Source organism: Vibrio sp. Vb1127 (assembly GCF_033338735.1).
Lineage (GTDB): Bacteria > Pseudomonadota > Gammaproteobacteria > Enterobacterales > Vibrionaceae > Vibrio > Vibrio alginolyticus.
Genome location: NZ_JAWOTF010000015.1, coordinates 63,471 through 88,840 on the forward strand (window position 1 = coordinate 63,471; position 25,370 = coordinate 88,840).

A 25,370-nucleotide genomic window follows, 5' to 3' on the forward strand; every position below is an offset into this window, starting at 1 on the left:
GTATCGTATCCAACGCGTAGCTAAATCCTAGCAGCGTAAAGTGCTTTCTATCATTAAAATGTTATCTATATCTCTTTTTTATCCAACTTATTGCATCGTTTTTTAGGGCTTTTGATAGGTGATTAAGAAGCGTTTACCGCTTTGGTTTTCTTGCCCCATGAGACTTGCTGAATGACTAAGCCACTGATGATCAATACCAGGCCAATCAAGGTTGAAGGATGAATTTCTTCGCCGATGATGGTAGCTAACAACATGAGTGAGATAAATGGAGAAGCAAAGATCAGATTACTGATACGCGCGGTGTTTTGCGTTGATTTGAGTGCGCTCAGCCACAAAACGAAAGTGATCCCCATTTCAAACAGTCCGACATACGTCACCGCTGCCCAGCCTTTAGCTGAGATCATCTGCCAGTTCGCACCTTCATAAAGACTTAAACCAATGGCGAATGGAATAGCGACCAAAAAGCCGAGCAGAACGCCAACCACAGGGTCGGCCTTATTTTTGGTATTTAAAATCCAGTAACCGGCCCACAGCAGCGTTGATAGCAGAGCAAGACCAACACCCAACGGGCTTTCAAATTCCATGCCTAAAAGATTGCCTTGTGTGGCAATTACTATCACGCCGACATAACTAAAACCGCAAGCCAGCCAGTCCTTACCACGGATCTTTTGTCCTAAGAAAACAGCGGCCATTAACGTTAAGGTGATGGCCCAGCTGTAGTTGATCGCTTGAGCCTGAGATGCGGGCAGCAAGTCATATGCTTTGAACAGAATAACGTAATACGCCAAAGGGTTAATCAACCCAAGCAGTAGGTAATACCAAGGGTTTGAGAAAAATGTAGCGCTTAACTGGCCCAATTTACCTTGCACACCACAGATTACTGTTAGCGCAATCGCAGAGACGATGCTGGCAATGCATAGCATTTGAATCGGCGTAAATTCTGCCAGCGTGAGTTTAAATGCGGTTGCAACGGTAGACCAAAGTAATACTGCTGAGAGCCCAAATCCTAGGGCGCGACGCTCGTTCATGATGCCTCTGCGTGATGATGTGCCGCTCGGTTTGGATAATTTGAGCGGAAGAAAGAATATTATAGGAAGGCCTAGTGTATGCGAGGATTTTTCATCCAACAAACTGGACATTTATCCAGTGTCTAAATACCATTGTTATAGATACAAAACACAGGCTAACTCGCTATTATGCAATGGATTCTTGAGTACCAATCTCTCATTCTCTCTTCTCTTTGTGCTGCCACGCTTAGTGGTGTCGCTGCCGGTTGGTGGGTGAAACAGCGTTTTATCACCCAAACTCAGCTTCTCGAGCAACAACTTGTTTCAGAAAAACAGCTTCATCAACAGCAACTTGAACAGGTCAAGCAAAGCCTTGCCGATGCTCAGCAAGAGTTGGATGAGTTAGATGATGAGCGCGATAAAGCCGCGTTTGAAGTGCGTCAAACGCACGGAAAGCTGATGGCAGCTATGGAAAAACTGCGTTACTTCGAGGCCGTAAAGCAAGAGCGCCAGCAATACTTCGATGAGCTTGGTCAAATGCGTGAACACAAATCACGTCTAGAAACGCAACTGCGTGAACAGCAAGCTCGCCATGAGCAAATTAACCAAGCCAATGCAGAAAAACTGCAAATTTTAGAACAAGCGGAAGCACGCTTGAAACAACAATTTGAGCACTTGGCAAATCAACTGTTTGAAGAAAAAACCGCGAAGGTCGATTTGCAAAACCGTCAGAGTTTAGAAGGCTTGTTGTCACCGCTTAGAGAACAGTTAGAAGGGTTCAAAAAGCACGTTAATGACAGCTTTAGCCAAGAAGCTAAAGAGCGCCATACCTTAGTGCATGAGCTGAAAAACCTGCAACGTTTGAACGAGCAAATGACGCGCGAAGCAGTTAATTTGACCCAAGCGTTGAAAGGGGACAACAAACAACAAGGTAACTGGGGCGAAGTGGTGCTCGCTAGGGTACTTGCCGAATCTGGCTTGCGTGAAGGGCACGAATATCAGACTCAGGTGAACTTACAAAATGAAGCAGGCAAGCGTTACCAACCTGATGTCATTGTTCATCTCCCACAAAACAAACAAGTGGTTGTGGATTCTAAAATGGCGCTGGTTGCCTATGAGCGCTACTTCAACGCCGAAACTGATGCTGAGCGCGATCAGGCTTTGAATGCGCATTTAGCCGCTCTACGTGCACATATCAAAGGGTTAAGCATGAAGGACTACCACAAACTCAAAGGTATTCAGAGTTTGGACTATGTTCTGATGTTTATCCCGGTTGAGCCGGCGTTCCAAGTCGCGATTCAAGCCGATCCAAGTTTGATCAAAGACGCGATGGAGCAAAACATCATTTTGGTGAGCCCAACAACGTTGCTGGTGGCATTGCGCACCATTGATAATCTATGGCGCAATGAACGCCAAAATGAAAACGCCAAAATGATTGCGCAGCGTGCGACAAAACTCTACGACAAATTACGATTGTTTGTAGACGACATGGAGGGGCTCGGTGGTGCGCTGGATAAGGCGAATCAAAGCTATCAAGGTGCGATGAACAAGCTTGCCACAGGGCGCGGAAATGTGATTCGCCAAGCCGAAAGCTTTAAACACTTGGGAGTTGAAATTAAACGACCGATTTCTTCCGACCTCGCGCAGTTAGCGCAGAGTGATGCATTTTCAGAAAATGACCCGTTAGTAGAAAGACATCCGGCTGAGGATAAAGTAAACTAATCGCCCGCAGTGCAGTGGGCGATTTTATTTGTCAACAAACGCCCCGTAGAGGAAAGCGCTGCCTAAGAGGAATTAGAATGACGGACACAAGTTTGCAATCCAATACAGCGTTAGAGAATGAAACCACTCACTTTGGTTTCTCTACAGTGGCAAAAGACGAAAAAGTGACTAAGGTTGCCGAAGTATTCCACTCCGTGGCAACAAAATACGACATCATGAATGACCTGATGTCAGGTGGTATTCACCGCCTTTGGAAGCGCTTCACTATCGATTGTAGTGGCGCTCGCCCTGGCCAACGTATTCTTGACCTAGGTGGTGGTACGGGGGATTTGACGGCGAAATTCTCGCGCATTGTTGGCGATGAAGGCCATGTCATCCTTGCCGATATCAATAACTCAATGCTTAACGTTGGTCGCGATAAACTGCGTGATAACGGTATTGTGGGTAACGTGCATTACGTTCAAGCCAACGCAGAAGAACTGCCGTTCCCAGATTATTATTTTGATGTCATCACCATCAGTTTTTGTTTGCGTAATGTGACTGACAAAGACAAAGCGCTTCGTTCAATGTTCCGCGTACTGAAGCCAGGCGGCCGTCTATTGGTGTTGGAATTTTCAAAACCAGTGCTAGAGCCGTTATCGAAAGTATACGACGCATATTCATTCCACTTGTTGCCGAGAATCGGTGAGCTAGTTGCGAATGACTCAGAGAGTTACCGCTACCTAGCGGAGTCAATCCGTATGCATCCAGACCAAGAAACGCTGGAAGGCATGATGCAAGAAGCAGGTTTTGAAAACACCAAATACTACAACTTAACTGGTGGTATTGTGGCTTTGCATCGCGGTTATAAATTCTAAGGGTTAACGGCATGCCATTTGAACCACTTATCACCGCGGTGATTGAAACGTCACTGAATACACTGATCAAAGACGACCCTGCATTGGGCCGTCGTTTAGCGCGTCTAAAAGGTCAAGTTATTCAAGTTCACCTGAAAGAGATCAATAAAACACTGACATTCGTTTTTAGTCAGCAAATTGATGTGCTTGGTCATTACGAAGGGCAGCCTAACTGCTATCTATCGCTCAACTTGAGTGTGTTACCAGAGCTGCGCGATCAGGCCAACATCACTCGTCTTATTAAACAAGATAAACTTGAACTCGAAGGCGATATTCAATTGGCGCAGAAATTCTCTCAGTTGATGGTGGATTGCAAACCAGATGTTGAAGAGTGGTTGTCTCGCGTGACTGGCGATGTCGCCGCACATACCTTTGTGCAAGGTTCAAAAAACATCGGCAACTTTCTTGCGTCTCAAGCAGAAAAACACCAGCGTCATCTTGCGCAAGTAGTGACTGAAGAATGGAAACTGGCTCCCGCTCCGTTAGAAGTGGCCTATTTCTGCGACCAAGTTGATGAGGTTCGCAGCCAGGCTTCTCGTATTGAAGCTCGTTTAACGGCTTTGCTGAATAAGCTGGATGCAGATAAGCCTGCATTGGAGAAACCATGACGCCAGCAGAACTAAAGCGCTTATACCACATCGCCAAAGTACAACTGGAATACGGCTTAGATGAGCTGCTTCCCGATCACCAACTGACCAAAGCGCCGCTTTTACTGCGCAAAAGCTTGTTTTGGATTAAGAACAAGCACCCAGAAAAACCACTCGGTGAACGTCTGCGTTTAGCACTGCAAGAGCTGGGGCCGGTTTGGATTAAGTTCGGTCAGATGATGTCGACGCGCCGTGACTTATTTCCTCCGCATATCGCTGATCCCCTAGCTTTACTTCAAGACCAAGTCGCGCCTTTTGATGGCGAGTTGGCAAAAAAGCAGATGGAGCAAGCATTAGGTGGTCCGTTAGAAAAATGGTTTACCGAGTTTGATATCAAACCACTGGCGTCTGCGTCGATTGCTCAGGTACATACTGCGCGCATAAAAGACACTAACCAAGAAGTGGTATTAAAGGTTATCCGCCCAGATATTCGCCCAGTCATTGATTCAGATCTAAAACTGATGCACCGAATGGCGCGTATAGTCGCCGGAGCGATGCCTGAAGCACGTCGTTTAAAACCAGTTGAAGTCGTGCGTGAGTACGAGAAAACCCTGCTTGATGAACTCGACTTGCGACGTGAGGCGGCGAATGCCATTCAGTTGCGCCGCAACTTTGAGGGCAGCGAAGAATTGTATGTTCCTGAAGTTTTTCCCGACTTCAGTAATGAAACTGTCATGGTTTCTGAGCGAATATATGGCATTCAAGTCTCTGATATTGAAGGCTTGAAAGCAAATGGCACCAATATGAAATTGCTCGCGGAACGCGGTGTGAGTGTGTTCTTCACTCAGGTGTTCCGAGACAGCTTTTTCCATGCCGATATGCATCCGGGTAATGTGTTCGTCAAACCCGAACATCCAGAGAACCCAATGTGGATAGGGCTAGATTGCGGAATCGTTGGTACACTTAATAGCGAAGACAAGCGTTATCTGGCGGAAAACTTCCTGGCGTTTTTCAATCGTGACTACCGCCGAGTGGCGGAGTTACATGTGGATTCAGGGTGGGTGCCTGCGGATACCAATGTCGATGAGTTTGAGTTCGCGATTCGCATTGTGTGTGAGCCTATTTTTGCTAAGCCATTGTGCGAAATCTCCTTTGGTCATGTGTTGTTGAATTTGTTCAACACGGCACGTCGATTCAATATGGAGGTTCAGCCACAGCTTGTACTGTTGCAAAAAACGCTGTTGTACGTGGAAGGGCTTGGTAGGCAGCTATATCCTCAACTTGATTTGTGGGAGACCGCAAAACCATTCCTGGAGGAATGGATGATGAATCAAGTTGGGCCGCAAGCTCTAGTGAATGCGATTAAAGACCGCGCACCATTTTGGGCAGAGAAATTACCTGAACTGCCAGAGCTACTTTACGATAGCCTGAAACAAGGTAAAGCGATGAATCAACGTATGGATCAGCTTTATCAAGGGTATCGCCAGAGCAAGCGCCAGCAGGCGACAGGAAAGTTTTTGTTTGGCGTTGGCGCGACTTTAGTCGTATGCTCGGCAATATTGGTGAACGATGCTTTTGAGCAGCTTTCGTTGGCCTGCGGTATCGCAGGTGTCACATTTTGGCTGCTTAGTTGGCGAGCTTATCGTCAATAGACGTTAAACTCTTGAAATATTTTTGTTTGTTTAAAGACCCGAGGTAAAGAGAATGGGTGGTATCAGTGTTTGGCAACTTCTAATCATTGCTGTAATTGTTGTATTGCTATTCGGAACAAAGAAACTACGCGGTATCGGTGGCGATCTGGGTGGTGCCGTTAAGGGCTTCAAAAAAGCGATGAGCGAAGATGAACCTGCGAAAAATGACAAAGACGCAGACTTCGAACCAAAAAGTCTAGAAGAGCAGCAGAAAAAAGAAGCTGCTCCTGAAACGAAAAAAGACAAAGAGCAGGCGTAAAACGTGTTTGATATCGGTTTTTGGGAACTGGTATTAATATCTGTTGTTGGTCTGGTCGTTCTTGGGCCGGAGCGTTTGCCTCATGCTATTCGCAGCGTGTCTCGCTTTATCGGTGCCGCTAAGAGTATGGCAAATAGCGTCAAAGACGAATTGTCACACGAGCTGAAAGTCCAAGAGCTGCAAGAAAACTTGCGCAAAGCAGAACAAATGGGGATGGATGATTTGTCCCCTGAGTTGAAATCTTCAGTTGAAGAGTTGAAGAAGGCAGCGCAATCTGTAAATCGTCCTTACGCAAAGAACACCGATTCAGAGGCTGAGCCTGTAAAAACAGAGCCAGCAGCAGAAAAGGTAGAGAAAGCGCAAGAGAGCAAGGTTACAGCGGCAGATAAGAAAGCCGAATAGTCTCATTAGGAGGAGCTACTAGTGATTGGTAGCTCCTTTTTGATCTGGTTTTTAATAAGAGGTTTGCCATGTCTACCGTCGAGCAGACACAACCTTTAATTAGTCATTTGTTGGAGCTTCGCAACCGACTACTGCGCTCAATCCTCGCAGTGTTGGTCGTGTTTGTCGGACTAATTTATTTCTCTAACCACATTTACGAGTTTGTTTCCGCACCTTTAGTAGAACGTCTACCTGAAGGCGCGACCATGATTGCTACGGATGTAGCGTCACCTTTTTTTACGCCACTTAAGCTGACGTTAATTGCTTCGGTATTTATTGCGGTGCCGTTTATCTTGTATCAAGTGTGGGCATTTGTAGCGCCAGGTTTGTACAAGCATGAACGTCGATTGATCATGCCACTGCTGTTCTCTAGTTCGCTATTGTTCTACTGTGGAGTGGCATTTGCCTACTTCGTGGTATTTCCATTGGTGTTTGGCTTCTTTACCGCCATCTCTCTTGGTGGAGTAGAGTTTGCAACTGATATCTCGAGTTATCTCGACTTTGTGCTGGCGCTATTTATGGCGTTTGGTATCGCATTCGAGGTGCCTGTTGCGATTATTTTGTTGTGTTGGACTGGGGCCACGACACCAGAAGATTTAAGACAGAAACGTCCTTATATTATAGTGGCTGCGTTTGTCGTAGGTATGGTGTTAACGCCACCAGACATGATCTCGCAAACCTTACTCGCTATTCCGATGTGTTTACTGTTTGAAGTCGGTTTGTTCTTCGCGCGTTTTTATACTCGTCGAAGCGAAGAAGTAGAAGCGGAAACCGAAGAATAAGGCTAATCTAGATGTGAAAAGCGGCTCAATTGAGCCGCTTTTTTTGCGGTTGGTTTTTTCTTGGGCTAATTACTTAACTTTCATGACGTAACCACATTTTGTGCATACGTATACTTCCTTGATGCCCAGCAGCTTTTGAAAAAAACTGCGCGGTACGCGTTGTAAGTAAGCACCATGTGTACACACTTCAACTTCCATATTCATGCTGTTTTACATTTGTGCTAATTAATGGGCGTAAATCAGTATAGAAAAATAATGTGTCGAGTTGTCGACAGTTTTGCAAAGCGGACGAAGTAAAGTGACGATATGAGAAGTAAGTAGAGTTGCTAGTTAATTATTATGTTTATCAATAATTTTGTATGGATTGTTCTACTATTTCAACAGGTTGAATCGTTCATTCAATAGTTTAGGTGATAAAAAAGCGACGTTGATTTCGTCGCTTTTTTCAATTCTCGTGAATTAAATATTAAACAGCTTTTTGGCATTCTCAGTCGTTATGGCATCGATGGTTGCGATGTCGACATCACGCAAGTCGGCAACACGTTGTGCAACGAGAGAAGTGTAGGCTGGTTCATTACGTTTACCACGGTGTGGCGCAGGCGCTAAATATGGACAGTCGGTTTCTAAAATGACCCACTGCATATCCAAATGTGGAATGACTTTATCCATTCCGCCATTCTTAAAGGTTGATACGCCACCTAAGCCTAAGTGGAAGCCTAGCTCATTGATTGCTTGTGCTTCTTCTAAGCTGCCTCCAAAACAGTGGAATACACCACGCAGACGACCATCTTGCTCTTGTCGTAGCAAAGTGAGTGTTTCTTCAATCGAATCACGAGTGTGGATAACGACCGGTAAATCCATCTCTTTTGCCCAGTTAAGTTGAGCTACGAACGTTATTTCTTGCTCAGCACGATAGGTTTTATCCCAATATAGGTCGATACCGATTTCGCCCACCGCAATAAACTTGTGTTTCTCAAACCAGCCGCGGATGATCTCCAACGTTTGCTCAACGTTGTTATCCACATAGCAAGGGTGCAGCCCCATCATTGAGTGGCACACGTCTGGATACGCCGCTTCGGTTTTTAGCATGGGCTCAATTGAGTCCAGATCGATGTTTGGCAACAGGATTTTATTAATGCCTTGCGTTAAGGCGCGTTGTACTACTTCATCGCGGTCGTTATCAAATTCGCTGGCATAGATGTGCGCGTGGGTATCGATCATCGTTACTCTCTGTGCTTCATGGTTGGTTTCGTATTCGAAGTATACTTGAGTGTGAGTGCTGGGTCATTTTCAGTTTTTTTCATTACCTTTTTCCAGATTGTCACTCGCAACATGCATCAAGAGTGATATGATTTTGTTCACCAGATGATTTGATCATCATAACCGTCCAGACAAGGAGAAAATGGTGTCTGTATCAATTCAAGGTCCATTCCCTGCACGCCGTATGCGTCGTTTACGTAAGCACGATTTTAGTCGTCGTTTGATGGCTGAGAACCAACTTTCTGTTAATGATCTGATTTACCCAATGTTCATTCTTATGGGTAAAGATCGTCGTGAGAGCGTGGAGTCCATGCCGGGTGTAGAGCGTTTGTCGATTGATTTAATGCTAGAAGAAGCACAATACCTTGCAAATCTAGGCGTTCCAGCAATCGCGCTTTTCCCTGTCGTAAACCAAGACGCTAAAAGCTTATGTGCTACTGAAGCCTACAACCCAGAAGGTTTGGTTCAGCGAGCAGTACGAGCGCTTAAAGAACACATTCCTCAAATTGGTGTAATCACAGACGTGGCACTTGACCCATTCACGACACATGGCCAAGACGGCATCATCGATGAAGATGGCTACGTAATGAATGATGAAACCACAGAAGTATTGGTTAAGCAGGCTTTGTCTCATGCAGAAGCGGGTGCTGACGTAGTCGCGCCTTCAGACATGATGGATGGCCGAATTGGTAAGATCCGCGAAGCATTAGAAAACGCGGGCTACATTCATACTCAAATCATGGCTTACTCGGCTAAGTACGCATCGAACTACTACGGACCATTCCGTGATGCGGTTGGCTCTTCTTCAAATCTAAAAGGCGGCAACAAGAAAAACTACCAAATGGACCCAGCAAACATTGATGAAGCGATTCACGAAGTGGCGCTAGACATCAATGAAGGTGCGGACATGGTGATGGTTAAACCTGGTATGCCATACTTAGATGTAGTTCGCCGAGTAAAAACTGAACTTCAAGTACCGACATTTGCTTATCAAGTCTCTGGCGAGTACGCGATGCATAAAGCGGCGATCATGAATGGCTGGCTCAAAGAGCGTGAAATTGTGATGGAATCACTATTGTGCTTCAAACGTGCAGGTGCAGATGGCATCTTAACGTACTTTGCGAAAGACGTTGCTGAGTGGTTGGCAGAAGAGAATGCACAAACTGCTCAACACCTAAATCGTACTCCGGAAGCGACAGAAGAGTAATTATCGCTCAGTGAGAAATACCAGACCAACAAGAGTTGTTCGTCTGTATATACCCAAGTAACCTCAGGCGGATTACAACAGTAACAATCCAAGGTGCTTGGGTATTTTTATTTTGGAGAAGAGAACAATGACAATGCTGATTCGTGAAGGCACATTGGAAGAAGCACTTCAAGTTGTGGCGCGTGTTACCGAGTTTTCGAAAGGAGAAACGGTAGACTCCATGACTCAACGTTTAGAAGAGAAAAACAGTTTAATCCTCGTTGCAGAAAAAAATGGCACGATTGTCGGCTTCAAAATAGGTTACGAATTAGAGGATGGTGTTTTCTATAGCTGGTTAGGTGGTGTTGTCCCTGAAGCTCGAAATGAAGGCGTGGCACAGCTGCTTTTGGAAGCTCAAGAGGATTGGGTGGTAGAACAAGGCTACAACACATTAAAAGTGAAATCTCGAAACCAGTTTCCGGCTATGCTTCGCTTGTTATTGAGAAATGGCTATATAATTGAAAAGTTTGAAGAAAAAGTAAATCTTCGAGAGTCTCGAGTGCATTTCATTAAAGCAATGTGAAAATAAATGAGATTTTTTCTCATTTAACTGTTGACTACGAAATGAGAATCATTATTATTAAGCCTGTCTTAGGGAATGAGGAAAGTTCACAAGGACGTTGAGTGACTTATTAACAGAAGTTAATTAACTGAAAGTTGAGAAGTGATGAAACATTTTTCCGAGAACTTGCACGAATTCTTTTTGACACGACATTGCTCACATTGCTTCCAGTGTAATTTATAGCTTCTTGGTTAAGCTGCTCTATTTACAGAATTTGCTTTACCACTTCTGCTAGGCGACCCCATTCGGGTCGCTTTTTTCTTTTCTACGATTTCTATTTGACGTCACTATTAATATCTTTTCCACATGCGATGATCATTTTAGGAACGTTGATCTTCTCGCCGTTATGCGAATTTGTTGTTATTAATCAATGGTTTGGGTTGGTGTTTTCTTGTGTTTTTTGTTATTGGATAACCAGTGGATAATTTCTATAAACAGAGTTATCCACAGGAGGTGGTGTTTTCGTGAATAAAGTCGGAAAAATTTACGCGACCTAGATCGAGCGAACAAGATAGATTCAGATCAGCAGTCATGGCATCCTAGGCAGATCTCTCAAGTACTGAATTGGATACAGACAATTATGGCAAGTATTCCTGAAAATCCGTTGATCCTTATCGACGGCTCTTCTTACCTATATCGCGCTTTTCACGCCTACCCGGGCACCATGAGCAATGGTGAAATTCCAACTAATGCCGTTTACGGCGTCGTGAACATGTTACGCAGCATGATGCGTCAGTTTGCGTCTGAGCGCATCGCGGTGGTTTTCGATGCAAAGGGAAAAACCTTTCGTGATGATATGTATGCAGAATACAAAGCGAATCGTCCGCCAATGCCGGATGACCTGCGTTGTCAAATTGAACCATTACACAATGTTATTCGTGCAATGGGTTTGCCGCTGATCTGTGTTCCTGGCGTCGAGGCGGATGACGTCATCGGTACGTTAGCATACCAAGCATCACAAAAGGGCATGCCTGTATTGATCAGTACTGGTGATAAAGACATGGCGCAGCTAGTGGATGATAACATTACCTTGATCAACACCATGACGAACGTCGTAATGGATCGTGAAGGTGTGGTTGAAAAGTTTGGCATTCCACCTGAGTTGATCATCGACTACTTAGCACTGATGGGCGATAAAGTAGATAACATTCCTGGTGTACCGGGTGTCGGTGATAAAACAGCGACCGCACTACTGCAAGGTATTGGTGGTCTGACGAAGTTGTATGAAAACCTCGATGATATTGCAGGGCTTGGTTTCCGTGGTTCTAAAACCATGGCGAAAAAGCTCATCGACAACAAAGAAAATGCCATGCTTTCGTATGAGCTCGCGACCATCAAATTGGATGTTGAGCTTGAGGAAACGCCAGAATCATTGCTGAAAGCGGAACCAAATAAAGACGAATTAGTGAAGCTGTATGGCCAACTGACGTTTAAATCTTGGTTGAATGAACTACTTGAAGGCGGTTCTGGATCTGTGGAGGCCGTAGAGCTTGCAGGATCTTCACAAGCTTCTTCTTCTCAAGCCGAGATGGAAACTTCTGCGGTAACAATCGATCGCAGCCAATATGAAACAATTCTGGATAAAGAAACCTTCAATGCTTGGCTAGATAAACTTCAAACGGCTGAGCTGTTTGCATTTGATACGGAGACCGATAACCTAGATTACATGCTAGCGAATCTAGTTGGTTTGTCATTCGCTGTCGATGAAGGTATTGCGGCTTATGTGCCAGTTGCACATGACTATTTAGATGCGCCTGAACAGCTTGATCGTGATTGGGTACTAGAACAGCTGAAGCCAATTCTTGAAGATGCAGCGAAAGCAAAAGTCGGTCAAAACTTAAAGTATGATGCGTCTGTACTCGCTCGTTACGACATTGAGCTAAAAGGTATTAAGCACGACACGATGTTGGAATCGTATATCTACAACAGTGTCGGCGGTAAACACGATATGGACAGCTTGGCGCTTCGCTTCCTACAGCACAGCTGCATTTCTTTTGAGCAAATTGCAGGTAAAGGCAAAAATCAGCTTACGTTTAACCAAATCGAACTGGAACAAGCATCGCCATACGCGGCAGAAGATGCGGATGTGACCCTTCGTCTGCACAATCGCTTGTTTGCTAATATCGAGCAGGATGAAAGCCTGAAGACAGTTTACGAAGAGATTGAAATGCCGTTGGTGCCAGTTCTTTCGCGCATTGAACGCACTGGGGTCTTTATCGATGAAATGAAGCTGAGTGCGCAGTCGGTCGAGATTACCGCTCGCCTTGATGAGCTTGAAAAGAAAGCGTACGAAATTGCAGAGCAAGAGTTTAACATGAACTCGCCAAAGCAATTACAAGCCATCCTATTTGAAAAAATGGGTTTACCGGTTGTGAAGAAAACGCCATCAGGCACACCATCGACGAATGAAGAAGTTCTGCAAGAACTCGCGCTAGACTACCCACTACCAAAACTGATTTTGGAATACCGTGGTTTGGCGAAGCTAAAATCAACTTACACCGACAAACTGCCGAAGATGATCAACCCATCGACGGGGCGCGTGCATACTTCTTACCACCAAGCAGTGACTGCAACGGGTCGTCTATCTTCTACTGATCCGAACTTACAGAACATTCCAATTCGTAACGAAGCTGGCCGTCGTATTCGTCAAGCGTTTGTCGCGCCATCAGGGCATAAAATCTTAGCGGTCGACTACTCGCAAATCGAACTGCGCATCATGGCGCACCTTTCTGGCGACCAAGCTTTATTGAATGCATTCCGTGATGGCAAAGATATCCACGCGGCAACCGCAGCAGAAATCATGGGTGTTTCTATTGAGGACGTTTCAAGTGAGCAACGTCGTCGTGCGAAAGCGGTTAATTTCGGTCTTATTTACGGCATGAGTGCGTTTGGTTTGGCGAAGCAATTAGGCATTCCTCGTGGTGAGGCTCAAGCGTACATGGATACATACTTTGAACGTTACCCAGGCGTGATGCAGTACATGGAAGACACACGCAGCACAGCAGCAGATAAAGGGTATGTTGAAACGATTTTTGGTCGACGTTTGCATTTGCCAGAAATCAAATCGCGCAACGGGATGCGTCGTAAAGCTGCTGAACGTGCGGCAATCAACGCACCAATGCAAGGTACGGCAGCGGACATCATTAAGAAAGCGATGCTGTTGGTTGATCAGTGGATTCAGGAAGAAGGCAATGGTCGTGTGAAGTTATTAATGCAAGTACACGATGAATTGGTCTTTGAAGTTGAAGAGTCATCATTGTCCGAAATTGAAAGTAAAGTACAGAAATTGATGGAATCTGCAGCAGAGCTAAAAGTACCGTTGGTTGCAGAAGCAGGTCACGGTGATAACTGGGATCAAGCTCATTAGTCACTTTTAGACCAAAATAACCAATTAATTATGAGCCAGCGCACAAACGCTGGCTTTTTTTTGAGATTAAAAAAGCTAGCGCAAAGTTAACTTTGATGTTGCTTAATAAAAATTTCATGAAAAAAAACTACAAAAATTCTTTGCAATTCTGACCAATTGTTGTACATTAATACTCGTAGGGTACAGAGGTAAGATGTTCTATCTTTCAGACCTTTTGTTTCACGTTATTGGATTAGGCTGATTCAGCCGCCCCAGTCAGTTTTTGACTGGGGCGTTTTTTATTGGGCGAAAGAAAATTATTCTTTTGGATCAGCAGCTTAAAGTTAGCCTTCAAAAACCTTCTTTTTTGACCTTTCTAAGTCACTGCAAAATCTCGATTTTTCCTTCAAATTTATTGCGTTATTCATCCTGTAAATTTACGCCAGTCACACTATTATTTTTTCTTGAAAGAAACTAAGTTACATCTTTTTGAAGATTTGCTTGGCTTAACTGTCTGAATTGTAACGCTATTGGGTGTTTTTGGAGTGAATGTTTGGTGATACACAGGAAACAAGAGCGCTTTTTAACCTATTGAAATCGAATCTCAGTTCAGCAATGCTTCGTCACATAACAATAATTACCAATTTTTCTCTCCCGTTATCCCTGCCAGGAAGGCGGGGATTTTTATTGCCTGTTATTTAGTTCAGATAAACAAAAGCCCCACCAAATGGCAGGGCCGTGTCGAAGAAATTTAACAAATATTGTTAATTATTCTTCATCGCTCGCTGGTATCTCTTGTTCGTCTTCTTCTATCAGGTGTGCTAGTGCTGGTGCAAACCAGGTATCCAGTTTTGCACGTAGCTGATCGACACCTAATCCTTTCAGTGAAGAGAACACATCAACAGAAACGTCACCACCGAAAGTTTCTACTTGCTTACGAACTTTCAGTAGAGTTTGTTTGCGTGCACCACTTTTTAGTTTATCTGCTTTGGTTAGCAAAACTTGCACAGGAATGTGGCTATCGATGGCCCAGAAAATCATTTGTTGGTCGAGATCTTTCATTGGATGACGAATGTCCATTAGAACCACTAAGCCTTTTAGGCACTCGCGTTTCTGTAGGTATTCACCCAAAGATTTCTGCCATTTGTTTTTCATTTCTACCGGTACTTGAGCAAAACCGTATCCAGGTAGATCGACAATGTGACAACCTTCTTCTACTTTGAAAAGGTTGATTAATTGCGTACGACCAGGTGTCTTTGATGTCTTGGCTAAGCTTTTTTGATTAGTTAGACGGTTAAGTGCACTCGATTTACCAGCGTTTGAGCGTCCTGCAAACGCAATTTCGACACCTTCGTCTTCCGGCAGGTGACGAATATCGGGTGCGCTGGTGATGAAATGCGTATTTTGGTAATGAATTTTTACGCTCACTGTTAACTCCATCTCGACTTTGTGTAGTCGATTGATTACTTTTTTGTGAAAATGTGTAAAATAACCGTGCTCGGCATAAGGTCGCCTATTGTACCATGAGTGTACGCGGTATGTTCACATTCCGTGGTACTGGAAGCTTGATAATTATAATGGAATGTCATGAAGAAATTAGCGCTAATTTTGAGTCTTTTAGCCAGTTGCTCAGTATGGGCCCAAGGTAATATTGAGGCTGGTAAAGCAAAATCACAAACCTGTGTCGCCTGTCACGGAGCAGATGGCAACAGTGCAATAACAACGTACCCGAAACTCGCAGGCCAACACGCTAAGTATCTTGAGAAGCAGTTAAAAGAACTTAAGCTAGGCATGACAAGTGGTGGTAAACAAGGTCGTTACGATCCTGTAATGAGTGGTATGGCAATGCCACTGAGCGATGAAGATATCGCAGACCTATCTGCTTACTACGCTTCGCTACCAGTTTCAGAAAACTCAACACCTGAAGATGTAGTAGCAAAAGGCAAAACGCTTTATACCGCTGGTGATGCCGAGCGTGGCCTAACCGCATGTATTGCATGTCATGGTCCTCGTGGCAATGGTACTGAGCTTTCAGGTTTCCCGAAAATTTCTGGTCAGCATGCTGACTACATCAAAGCTCAGCTAGAAAAATTCCGTGATGGCGACCGTGGTAATGATATGAATGCCATGATGCGCGACATCGCGAAGAAAATGACAGACGAAGATATCGAAGTGCTGTCTAAATACGTTGGCGGTCTGCACTAATATACCTAAATCGCTCAAGATCCTGCATCTTGAGCTGGTTGGGTAGATGTCCCTACATCGTTCGAGCAACTTGTACAAAAATGCCCTAGTGAATCCACTAGGGCATTTTTGTTCGTGACAGATATCACAGTCGAGTTTGGATGCGAAAGCGATAGTTGGCTCGGCAGTTTGTGAGACATTTGCCATACTTGATGTTGGCTTTTTCTTGTTAGTGTTTTTAAGTTTTTGATTAAATGATAATTTTGATTTTTTAGAAAAATAGGCGGATTTTTTTTCAACCCATTACTTGTGAGCATAACGGGATGGCGTAAAGTAGAAGTCGTTCACAGGGGGTGAATGTAAGGATTTAAGACCACGGTTTAGGTCTCCAAGGATGTAGCTCGGATGCTTGGTGATTTAGAAAGGGATTTAGATAGGTAGGGAGCCTATCAGATAAGGATGGTCATCTCGTCTGACGGTTAAGACAGTGAAACGGATCAGGCACAGGAAGTTGCTCAGTAGACAGGAAGTAAACGGATAGCCAAAACTCATCAGGAAGATGAAAAACAACTCTTTTTGGCAGGGAAAGCTCTAAAAACAAAGGGATCATTGGTGCACCAAATGTGTGCAACACAGTTTCGCCAATTGATGGCACTTAGAAAGCGACAGTCTGACTGTCGCTTTTTTTATATCCGTTGACTTGCTCAGTCGTAACTTGAATTGAGATTACTGCACTTATTTAGCTTTATAGGTTGTAAACAAAGTTTTTTAACAAAAATTGCTGAAAAAACACTCAACAACACTCCAATCCGAGTTCACTTTCTGGTATGTTTCGCATCCCTGTTTGAGGAAGTCAGCATGCATACCTGTCCTTTATGCCAAAATCAGCGCACTCACCATTATTTTGAAGATAAGCGTCGTGAATATCTTCAATGTGAGCAGTGCAGCTTGGTATTCGTAAATCCAGACCAACGTTTGGATGCGGAAAGCGAAAAAGCTCACTATGATTTGCATGAGAACAACCCCGATGATTTGGGTTACCGACGCTTTTTGTCGCGTATTGCTGACCCGATCACAGAGCGAATTTCTCCACAATCAAATGGTATCGACTTTGGTTGTGGTCCTGGTCCAACGCTGTCCTTGATGCTGGAAGAGGCGGGGCACAACATGGCGTTGTACGATCTCTACTACCACCCTGATACGTCGGTTTTAGAAAAAACGTACGACTTCATGACAGCAACAGAGGTGATAGAGCACCTCTACCACCCAGATTTGGTGTGGAAGCAATGGTTGAATTTAGTTAAGCCAGGGGGCTGGATAGGCCTGATGACGAAAATGGTCATCGACGTGGAGGCTTTCAAATCATGGCATTATAAGAACGATCTCACTCACGTAGTGTTCTTTAGTCGTGACACGTTCCAGTTCCTAGCAGAGCGGGATAAGCTCGAACTCGAATTTATTGGTAATGATGTAATTTTACTGAGGAAACCCCAGTAATGAGCCGTAGTAAAAAATCTAGAAAACCGGGTGCCGCTGGTGCACCTGAGTTTGTTGTAACTCGTAACCGTACAGAATCTGATGTGGAAGGCCGCTTACGCAAGCGTGCTAAAAAGCGTAAAGGTCTGAAAACGGGTAACCGTAACTCAGAAGTTAACGAGCAGAAAAAGCAAGCTGCTGCACAAAATCGCGACCCGCGCTTAGGCAGCAAAAAGAAAATACCTCTGATTGTTGAACCTGCGAAGAAAATGACGAAGCAAGAGCGTCGTTTGTCGGCAGAGCAAGAACTAGAGATGCTAGAAAATGACGCGCAATTGAACGTGTTGCTAGACCGTATTGAAGCGGGTGAAAACCTGGGCACAGGTCTACAGAAATTCGTCGATGAGAAACTCGATCGCATTGAGAAGCTAATGGACCAACTAGGCTTGTTGGAACCTGAAGAAGAGGAAGACTTCACTGCACCTGCTGAGAAAAGCACGCGCAACGATGATGACTTGCTGGCAGATTTCGACGACATTAATTTCGACGACTATAAAGGATAATTAAGCTATGAATGTAACCTTATTAGCTATTGCTGGTGTTGTGATTATCATCGCACTCGCTTCTTATGCAGGTTACCTTCTGCTTCAATTGAAAAAGCAAAAGGAATTGCAGCTGAAGCATCAAAAATTGGCGATAGACAAACGTAACGCCAACATTTTTGAGAATGTGCATACCTTGTGTCAGGCGGGCATTCAAGGGCAGTGCGATTTATCTGAAATCAGTATCCGTGTGTATAACATCATGGATTATGTACAAGGTGAAGACCGCGTTGATTTCGATAAAACGTACCCTGCGATTTCTGAGCTTTACCACATAGTGAAAGATATGGCGCGTGGCGAAGAACGCCAACAACTTGCCAAGAAAGAGCGTATGCAACAGAACTTGACGCGTCATAAAGCGGAAAGCCGCCTCACTGATGCGATTATTGAGGAGCTCAAAGTGTTGCAGAAAAACGTCCAGCCACTGAATAATCAAATCAATATTCAGATGATTTAAGCGCGACCCCCAATAGTCTCCTTATGGCTAATGGGGGTATCGTGATCACGCTAGCACTTCTTTAGTTTTATACTTAAAAAGCCAGTCGGCGTTGCCACGCTTGTCATCGTCGTATGGCAAAATAGCGGCTCTGAATATCGGGTGACGGCTTTCGTTGCCCTAGCATTTAACGGAAAGTACCACCATGTCGAATCAACACACTGAATCGAAACAGCAAATCGTCTGGGATCAAGCGGTATTGGATAAGTACAACTATTCCGGGCCTCGTTATACGTCGTACCCAACGGCGCTGGAGTTTCATGAAGCGTTCACCATTTCTGATTATGATATGGCATGCACTCAATACCCAGAACGCCCATTATCGCTGTACGTACACATTCCGTTCTGTCACAAGCTTTGTTACTACTGTGGATGTAATAAAGTCATTACACGCCACTCGCACAAAGCGGATGAATACCTCGACGTGCTTGAACACGAAATTCGTCAACGTGCTGCATTACTTGTTGGTCGCACTGTGACGCAATTGCATTTTGGTGGTGGTACACCGACGTTTCTCTCTGAAAAGCAAATCACGCGTGTAATGAGCCTGCTACGCCAAGAGTTTACTTTTAGTAGCGATGCTGAAATCAGTATCGAGGTTGACCCGCGTGAAATCGAGCTGACCATGCTGGATCATCTGCGTAGTGAAGGCTTCAATCGCTTGAGCATCGGTGTGCAGGACTTCAACAAAGAAGTGCAAAAACTGGTGAATCGTGAGCAAGATGAAGAGTTCATCGTTGCGATGGTTGCGCGCGCAAAAGAGTTAGGCTTTCGTTCGACGAACCTAGATTTGATTTACGGTTTACCGAAGCAGACCAAAGAATCTTTTGCCAAGACTCTAGAACAAGTGCTAGAGATGCAGCCGGGCCGTCTATCCGTGTTTAACTACGCGCACATGCCACAGCTATTTGCAGCGCAGCGTAAGATTAAAGACGAAGACCTGCCAAAAGCAGAGGAGAAGATGGCGATTCTGCAAGACACCATCGCGACACTGACTGGTGCTGGCTACCAATTTATCGGTATGGACCACTTTGCTTTGCCGGACGATGAACTTGCTGTTGCCCAGCGCGAAGGTATTTTGCATCGCAATTTCCAAGGCTACACCACACAAGGTGAATGTGACTTGGTTGGCTTTGGTGTTTCTGCAATCTCGATGATCGGCGATGCTTACGCGCAAAACCAGAAAGAGCTGAAGAAATACTACGCTCAAGTCAACGAACTTCGTCACGCTCTATGGAAAGGGGTCTCGCTGGACTCCGATGATTTGCTCCGTCGTGAAGTGATTAAGCAGCTGATTTGTAACTTCAAGTTAGACAAGAAAGCCATTGAGTCTGAGTTTAAAGTGAAGTTTGATCAGTACTTTAAAGAAGACTTACAGCTACTTCAGACCTTCATCAACGATGAGCTGGTGGAAGTGGATGACAATGAAATTCGTGTGACGCTGCGAGGTCGTTTGCTGATCCGTAATATTTGTATGAGCTTCGATAAGTACCTGCGAGCGAAGGCGCGTCAGCAACAATTCTCTCGTGTTATTTAATCAGAGATACAGATTCAAGATATAAAAAATGCCAGCAGATGCTGGCATTTTTTTATGTTTTCGCTGGATTTAAGCGCGATCTTTTACTTTTTCTCTCAGTTCCGATTTTTCTGCTTCTGAAAGGAACGCAATCTCAAGGCCATTGATTTGCGCTTGGCGAATCTGGTCTTGGCTCAGGCCAGCGGCTGGTGCCGCTACTTCGTATTCGTATGGCAGTTCGATGCCTTCAACCGCTGGATCGTCAGTGTTCAAACACGCAAGAACGCCATGCTCTAGGAACTGCTTGAGAGGGTGGTTTTCTAGCGTTTCTACCGTACTTGTTTGGTAGTTTGACGTCAGGCAAGATTCAATACCAATGCGGTTTTCTGCTAGGTAATCCATCAGTTTTGGATCGTGAATCGCTTTTACGCCGTGACCGATACGAGTTGCGCCCAGCTCATTGATTGCTTGCCACATGCTCTCTGCACCTGCTGCTTCACCAGCATGGACCGTTACCCCAAGGCCAGCATCGCGTACTTGCTTGAAGTGAGACACAAAGCGATCACCCGGTTGGCCTAGCTCGTCACCCGCAAGGTCAACGGCAACGATGTGATCTTTCTGGCTCAGAATGCCGTCCAGTTCTTGTTGACATGCGTCAGTACCAAATGTACGACTCATGATACCGATCAGGTTGGCTTTCACGCCAAAATCGCGCATACCCGCTTGCACACCGTCCACGACGGCTTCAACAACCCCCGCTACTGGTAGTTTGTGTTTCATCGCCATGTAGTAAGGAGAGAAACGCAGCTCTGCGTAATCGATTTGTGCGTTTAGCGCGTCTTCTACGTTTTCGTACGCGACACGACGACACGCATCTAGATCGCCCAGTACAGCAACACCCCAGTCGAGCTTAGAAAGGAAAGCAACAAGAGAGGGTTCCGCTTCGACAATTTGAACGTGAGGAGTGAGAGACTCAATATCGTACGCTGGTAGGGCAATGCCAAACTTTTGGCCTAGCTCAAGAATCGTTTTAGTACGAATGTTACCGTCGAGGTGACGGTGCAAATCAGTAAGAGGAAGGTTCTTCGTTATCATTTTGTCGATCCGATAGTTATGAACTGGAACAGGGCCCAAACATCATCTGTGACAATACATGGGTAAGATTTGCAGTTAAGTATAAATAACAGTTGGGTAGATTGTCAGTAGAGGATGACTAGGAAATCAACGATTCTCGCTCTTTTCTACTTCATGTTCACCAAATGTGTTGGCCATTCTTCTAGTGGCATAGGGCGGCTGTAGTAGAAGCCTTGCACCTGATTACAGCCTAAAGAGCGCAGTAATTGTGCTTGATTGCTATCCTCGACACCTTCCGCGACGACATTAGTTTTGAGACCTGCTGTGATATTGATGACGGCAGCGACGACTGAACTGTTTAAGTTTTCTTGTGTGAGTTGATTGATGAAGGTGCGATCAATCTTCAAGCAGGTAAACGGCAGAGAGTGGAGGTAACCCAGTGATGAGTAGCCGGTGCCAAAGTCATCTATCGCGATACCAATACCCATTTCACGCAGTTTAGTCATATTTTCTAGTGTGGTCGGTGCGCTATCAATGATACGTGATTCTGTGATCTCTAGTGTGAGGTTACTTGCTGGTAATTTCGTGATATCCAATACGCTTGTCACCGTATCAACAAAACTTGGGCAAGATAGTTGATTAACGGAGATATTCACATGCAGTTGGAAGTCCGACGGCCACTGTTTGCTTTCGATCGCTTGGTAAGTGTCGCGACAAGCTTGTAACAGAATCTGTTGGCCGATGGCTTTGATCATGCCGCTTTCTTCCGCGATTGGGATAAAATCTAATGGTGACACCATACCTGAGTCGCTATGCCAACGCGCCAGTGCTTCGGCGCCACACACTGTGCCACTGACGAGATCCACAATCGGTTGGTAATGAGGAATAAACTCTCGGTTTTCAATGCCAGTTTGGATCTTGGTCAGCATTTGCGTACGAAACTTTGAAGCGCTCGCTAGTTCTGGGCTGTAGTGACAAACACCAGTCAGTGAGTCTTGTTTAGCGTAACTTAATGCGATGCTGGCGTTGCGTAACCATAAAGGCATGGTTTCGTTTGGCTGGGTTTGTACAATACCAAGTGAAATCTTCATCACTACATTCTCGCCTTCCACCATAAATGGGGTGGAAAAGAGTTGCTGTAATCGACGCTCGGTTTGTTTAATTTTGGTTTCAGTGTCGACATTTGAGAGAAACACCGCGAACTCATCACCACCAATCCGAGCCAATAATGCGTTGTCACGAAACTGCTGTTTTAGCCTTTCAGCGATGCTGACCAACAACTGGTCGCCGTTGTGATGACCCACACTGTCGTTGATATCTCTAAATTTGTTGATACCAAGTAAAAATAAACTGCCGTGACAAAGATGAGACTGATTTTCACAGATTTCGACCAAACCCTGACGGCTATATAAGCGTGTTAGAGAGTCATAAACTAACTGTTCACGCAATGCTTTGAATGAAGCTCTTAGATTGTTCGCCATTTCATTAAAAGCATGAACCAGTACGGTTGTCTCATACACATAACCAGGCTTTGGCATGCCGCTATCCCAATCCCCATTTGCCAGGTGCTGAGCGGCGGCGGCCGTCGCGTTAATTGGTCTGGTAACTCGGTTGAAAATGATCCAACTGATGGCGATCCCAAATAGGCTTACAATAATGCCAACGAGCCAACTCTCTTGCTGGCTTTTTGGTAACAGGCCGAGAAGCTCGGACTCCGAAATGGAGGTGCCAATAAACCATGTTAAGCCATCTTGGTCTCGATACGGGGTTAGCCGACTGAAAATACGTTGTCCATCATGTTCAAATGAAAAAGTATAAGGTTGCTTGGTGTTGTTGAGATCGAAAGACCGGACGCGGCTCGCACTGATTTTGATGATCGGGTCTGCGTTTTCAGCGGCAAGCAAACGCTGCCCTTTATCCGAAAATTTTGTGCCCCATGAGATGACGCTTCCCGGGCCTGAGTGAGCGATTAAACGATGATCTGGGTCCATGATGTAGACCGACGCTTTAGTGTTGTATTTTAACTCGCGCAGGAATTCGTTGAATGTATTGATACGAATGTCTGTCACCAAAACACCAGCAAATTGGTCGTGTTTGTACACCGGCGTCATGGCTGATAGCGTAATATCCTGGCGTTCATCAGCGTTGGTATAAATTTCAGACCAAGTGGCGTTTTGGCTCTCTGCAACGGGCTTATACCATGGGCGAGTGCGAGGATCGTATTGGGAGATAACCGTTCGAATGTTGTTACTCACATGGTTGGTTCCATAAATAACCAGATCACCATCGGTGTGGCGATCTTGCACCATTAAGGTGTAATCGTCGGAAAGTTCGCGGCGAAAGCCTGCAAAGTCGCCGTTTTCTGAACCAAATGCGATTACATCCAACTGCGGTATCGATTGGTAAAGATTTTTGAATGCACTTAGCAGGTAGTTTTGAATGTCTGAGGTATCGTGAGGGCGATAAAGGTTGTGATAGCTGACGTTGTGCGCGAGAGCCATAACCGCAGTAAAAGGCTTACGTAGATAGCTATTGAGGTGGTCGTGGACACTTTCGGTTAACACGGAAAGTTGCTTGTCACTGATATCCGTGACCACTTCTTCGTAACTTTGTTTTTGGACGTAGACAATGACACCGATCGCCAGTAAGAAGATCATGACAAATGGAATCAGAACAGCAGTACGCAGTGTAATTTGAGTCGTAGCAGTAGACATCGCCTAATCACATAGATGGTGGTGCGCCACAATTGTACTGATGTTTTTATTAATATCGAGTGACAAACGACGCTCGTTGTTAACGCACCACGTAAGTGATTGTCAGTACAATTCTTTTAATTTTCTGGTGAGTGTATTTCGCCCCCAGCCTAATACTTTAGCGGCATCTTGCTTATGACCTTTAGTGTGCTCTAAGGCTGCTTCTAATAAAATGCGTTCAAATTCTGGTAAAGCGTAAGAAAGTAGTTCTTTATCTCCTGCTGCGAGTGAATGCCGTGCCCAATCCGCCAATTGTTCTTGCCAACTACCATGTGCAGAGTCTGAAATGGATTTTTTCTCTTCGAGTAGTTCGCTTGGCAAGTCATTTGGTAACACTTCGCTACCACTGGCCATAACGGTTAACCAACGGCAAATATTCTCTAATTGACGAACGTTGCCAGGCCAATCAAGGCGGTTAAGAATCTCCACGGTCGATGGGTGGAGAGTTTTTGTTTCCACACCAAGCTCATCAGCCGCACGGATAAGAAAATGCTGTGTGAGCTTTTCAATGTCTTGCTTACGCTCACGCAGTGCCGGGATCTGCACGCGAATCACGTTTAAGCGATGAAAGAGGTCCTCACGGAAGTCACCTTCTTGCACCAGCTTTTCTAAGTTCTGGTGTGTTGCCGCGACAATTCGTACATCGACACTGATCGGAGAGTGACCGCCCACTCGATAAAACTGCCCGTCAGCTAGAACGCGTAGTAAACGAGTTTGAATGTCTAATGGCATGTCGCCGATTTCGTCTAAAAATAGAGTGCCGCCATTGGCTTGTTCGAATCGTCCTTGACGAACATTGTTTGCTCCCGTAAACGCGCCTTTTTCGTGGCCAAACAGTTCTGATTCAATCAAGTCTTTGGGAATCGCCGCCATATTGAGCGCAATGAAAGGTTTGTTAGCACGTGGACTGTGACGGTGCAGTGCATGAGCAACGAGTTCTTTACCCGTGCCCGATTCACCGTTAATCAAGACTGAAATAGAGGAGCGAGAAAGACGACCAATGGCGCGAAACACCTCTTGCATCGCTGGTGCTTCACCGATAATTTCAGGCGTTTCTGCTGGAATGTCTTCTGGAGAGAGCTGCTCGCGTTTGTTTTCGTGGCTGTGTGCAATGGCTCGTTCAACCAGAGTTAAAGTTTCATCAATATCAAAAGGTTTTGGTAAATATTCAAAAGCACCTTTTTGGTACGCATTCACTGCCGCATCTAAATCTGAATGCGCGGTCATGATAATCACGGGAAGGTCTGGGTAATCGCGCTGTACTTGCTTTAGTAGCTCCAACCCATCAATACCTGGCATGCGAATGTCTGATACTAGAACATCCGGCACTTCGCGTTCGAGCGCCATTAACACGCTTTCCCCATCGGCATAGGTTTCACATTTGATGTTGGCAGAGGAGAGCGTTTTCTCCATTACCCAGCGAATTGAACTGTCGTCATCAACGACCCAAACATATCCTTTACTCATGTA

General features: G+C 45.1%; 21 protein-coding genes. 15 read left to right on the forward strand and 6 right to left on the reverse strand.

Annotated elements, in window-relative coordinates; translation table 11 throughout:
- Positions 1-122 precede the first annotated feature (122 nt).
- Positions 123-1,028 carry a DMT family transporter gene (locus R7H07_RS17900; RefSeq protein ID WP_017635023.1) on the reverse strand — a complete coding sequence of 302 codons (906 nt, stop codon included), beginning with the start codon at positions 1,026-1,028 and terminating at the stop codon, positions 123-125.
- Between the two features lie 168 nt (positions 1,029-1,196).
- On the opposite strand from R7H07_RS17900, the gene rmuC reads away from it, so the two are divergent.
- From rmuC to tatC, 7 genes are all read left to right on the forward strand, one after another.
- Positions 1,197-2,729, forward strand: a complete 1,533-nt coding sequence (gene rmuC, locus R7H07_RS17905; RefSeq protein WP_005379209.1) for a DNA recombination protein RmuC — start codon at positions 1,197-1,199, stop codon at positions 2,727-2,729.
- A gap of 77 nt (positions 2,730-2,806) precedes the next feature.
- The gene (ubiE, locus tag R7H07_RS17910) at positions 2,807-3,586 is read left to right on the forward strand and encodes a bifunctional demethylmenaquinone methyltransferase/2-methoxy-6-polyprenyl-1,4-benzoquinol methylase UbiE (protein WP_206959432.1); all 780 of its coding nucleotides are present in this window, start codon (positions 2,807-2,809) and stop codon (positions 3,584-3,586) included.
- Between the two features lie 11 nt (positions 3,587-3,597).
- On the forward strand, positions 3,598-4,233 hold the full coding sequence (locus R7H07_RS17915) for an SCP2 domain-containing protein (protein WP_005379213.1): 636 nt from the start codon (positions 3,598-3,600) through the stop codon (positions 4,231-4,233).
- Positions 4,230-5,864 carry a ubiquinone biosynthesis regulatory protein kinase UbiB gene (gene ubiB / locus R7H07_RS17920; RefSeq protein ID WP_005379226.1) on the forward strand — a complete coding sequence of 545 codons (1,635 nt, stop codon included), beginning with the start codon at positions 4,230-4,232 and terminating at the stop codon, positions 5,862-5,864. Before R7H07_RS17915 ends, ubiB begins: the two co-directional genes overlap by 4 nt.
- A 52-nt stretch (positions 5,865-5,916) precedes the next feature.
- Positions 5,917-6,162, forward strand: a complete 246-nt coding sequence (gene tatA, locus R7H07_RS17925) for a Sec-independent protein translocase subunit TatA (RefSeq protein ID WP_005382958.1) — start codon at positions 5,917-5,919, stop codon at positions 6,160-6,162.
- 3 nt (positions 6,163-6,165) lie between these two features.
- A complete protein-coding gene (gene tatB / locus R7H07_RS17930) occupies positions 6,166-6,564 on the forward strand; it encodes a Sec-independent protein translocase protein TatB (protein ID WP_033905892.1) in 399 nt (132 codons plus the stop codon).
- Positions 6,565-6,632: 68 nt separating this feature from the next.
- Complete coding sequence (gene tatC / locus R7H07_RS17935; protein ID WP_005379234.1) at positions 6,633-7,385, forward strand: twin-arginine translocase subunit TatC; 753 nt, start codon at positions 6,633-6,635, stop codon at positions 7,383-7,385.
- Positions 7,386-7,844: 459 nt separating this feature from the next.
- Here the strand turns inward: tatC and R7H07_RS17940 are convergent, their stop codons facing one another.
- Entirely contained in the window at positions 7,845-8,606 is a 762-nt protein-coding gene (locus R7H07_RS17940; protein ID WP_206959431.1) for a TatD family hydrolase, read from the reverse strand.
- Between the two features lie 184 nt (positions 8,607-8,790).
- On the opposite strand from R7H07_RS17940, the gene hemB reads away from it, so the two are divergent.
- The 3 genes from hemB (at position 8,791) to polA (ending at position 13,820) form a co-directional block, all read left to right on the forward strand.
- A complete protein-coding gene (gene hemB / locus R7H07_RS17945; protein ID WP_031777176.1) occupies positions 8,791-9,852 on the forward strand; it encodes a porphobilinogen synthase in 1,062 nt (353 codons plus the stop codon).
- Between the two features lie 127 nt (positions 9,853-9,979).
- Positions 9,980-10,414 carry a GNAT family N-acetyltransferase gene (locus R7H07_RS17950; protein WP_206959430.1) on the forward strand — a complete coding sequence of 145 codons (435 nt, stop codon included), beginning with the start codon at positions 9,980-9,982 and terminating at the stop codon, positions 10,412-10,414.
- A 619-nt stretch (positions 10,415-11,033) separates the two neighbouring features.
- Entirely contained in the window at positions 11,034-13,820 is a 2,787-nt protein-coding gene (gene polA, locus R7H07_RS17955) for a DNA polymerase I (protein WP_053303417.1), read from the forward strand.
- Between the two features lie 747 nt (positions 13,821-14,567).
- Here the strand turns inward: polA and yihA are convergent.
- Complete coding sequence (gene yihA / locus R7H07_RS17960; protein ID WP_017635019.1) at positions 14,568-15,227, reverse strand: ribosome biogenesis GTP-binding protein YihA/YsxC; 660 nt, start codon at positions 15,225-15,227, stop codon at positions 14,568-14,570.
- Positions 15,228-15,386: 159 nt separating this feature from the next.
- On the opposite strand from yihA, the gene R7H07_RS17965 reads away from it, so the two are divergent.
- The 5 genes from R7H07_RS17965 (at position 15,387) to hemN (ending at position 20,094) form a co-directional block, all read left to right on the forward strand.
- Entirely contained in the window at positions 15,387-16,004 is a 618-nt protein-coding gene (locus R7H07_RS17965) for a c-type cytochrome (protein ID WP_005379248.1), read from the forward strand.
- A gap of 837 nt (positions 16,005-16,841) precedes the next feature.
- Positions 16,842-17,480, forward strand: a complete 639-nt coding sequence (locus R7H07_RS17970) for a class I SAM-dependent methyltransferase (protein ID WP_005379250.1) — start codon at positions 16,842-16,844, stop codon at positions 17,478-17,480.
- Complete coding sequence (gene yihI, locus R7H07_RS17975; protein ID WP_005379252.1) at positions 17,480-18,022, forward strand: Der GTPase-activating protein YihI; 543 nt, start codon at positions 17,480-17,482, stop codon at positions 18,020-18,022. The genes R7H07_RS17970 and yihI overlap by 1 nt, the downstream gene beginning before the upstream one ends.
- 7 nt (positions 18,023-18,029) lie before the next feature.
- A complete protein-coding gene (locus R7H07_RS17980; RefSeq protein WP_005379254.1) occupies positions 18,030-18,518 on the forward strand; it encodes a DUF2489 domain-containing protein in 489 nt (162 codons plus the stop codon).
- A gap of 184 nt (positions 18,519-18,702) precedes the next feature.
- The gene (gene hemN, locus R7H07_RS17985; protein ID WP_017635016.1) at positions 18,703-20,094 is read left to right on the forward strand and encodes an oxygen-independent coproporphyrinogen III oxidase; all 1,392 of its coding nucleotides are present in this window, start codon (positions 18,703-18,705) and stop codon (positions 20,092-20,094) included.
- Between the two features lie 69 nt (positions 20,095-20,163).
- Here the strand turns inward: hemN and add are convergent, their stop codons facing one another.
- The 3 genes from add to glnG all read right to left on the reverse strand — a co-directional run bounded on the left by add (position 20,164) and on the right by glnG (position 25,367).
- Positions 20,164-21,168 carry an adenosine deaminase gene (gene add, locus R7H07_RS17990; RefSeq protein ID WP_005382965.1) on the reverse strand — a complete coding sequence of 335 codons (1,005 nt, stop codon included), beginning with the start codon at positions 21,166-21,168 and terminating at the stop codon, positions 20,164-20,166.
- 146 nt (positions 21,169-21,314) lie between these two features.
- Complete coding sequence (locus R7H07_RS17995; RefSeq protein ID WP_017635014.1) at positions 21,315-23,861, reverse strand: EAL domain-containing protein; 2,547 nt, start codon at positions 23,859-23,861, stop codon at positions 21,315-21,317.
- A gap of 102 nt (positions 23,862-23,963) precedes the next feature.
- Positions 23,964-25,367: a nitrogen regulation protein NR(I) gene (gene glnG, locus R7H07_RS18000; RefSeq protein WP_017821941.1), complete on the reverse strand. Its 1,404-nt coding sequence runs from the start codon at positions 25,365-25,367 to the stop codon at positions 23,964-23,966.
- Positions 25,368-25,370 lie beyond the last annotated feature (3 nt).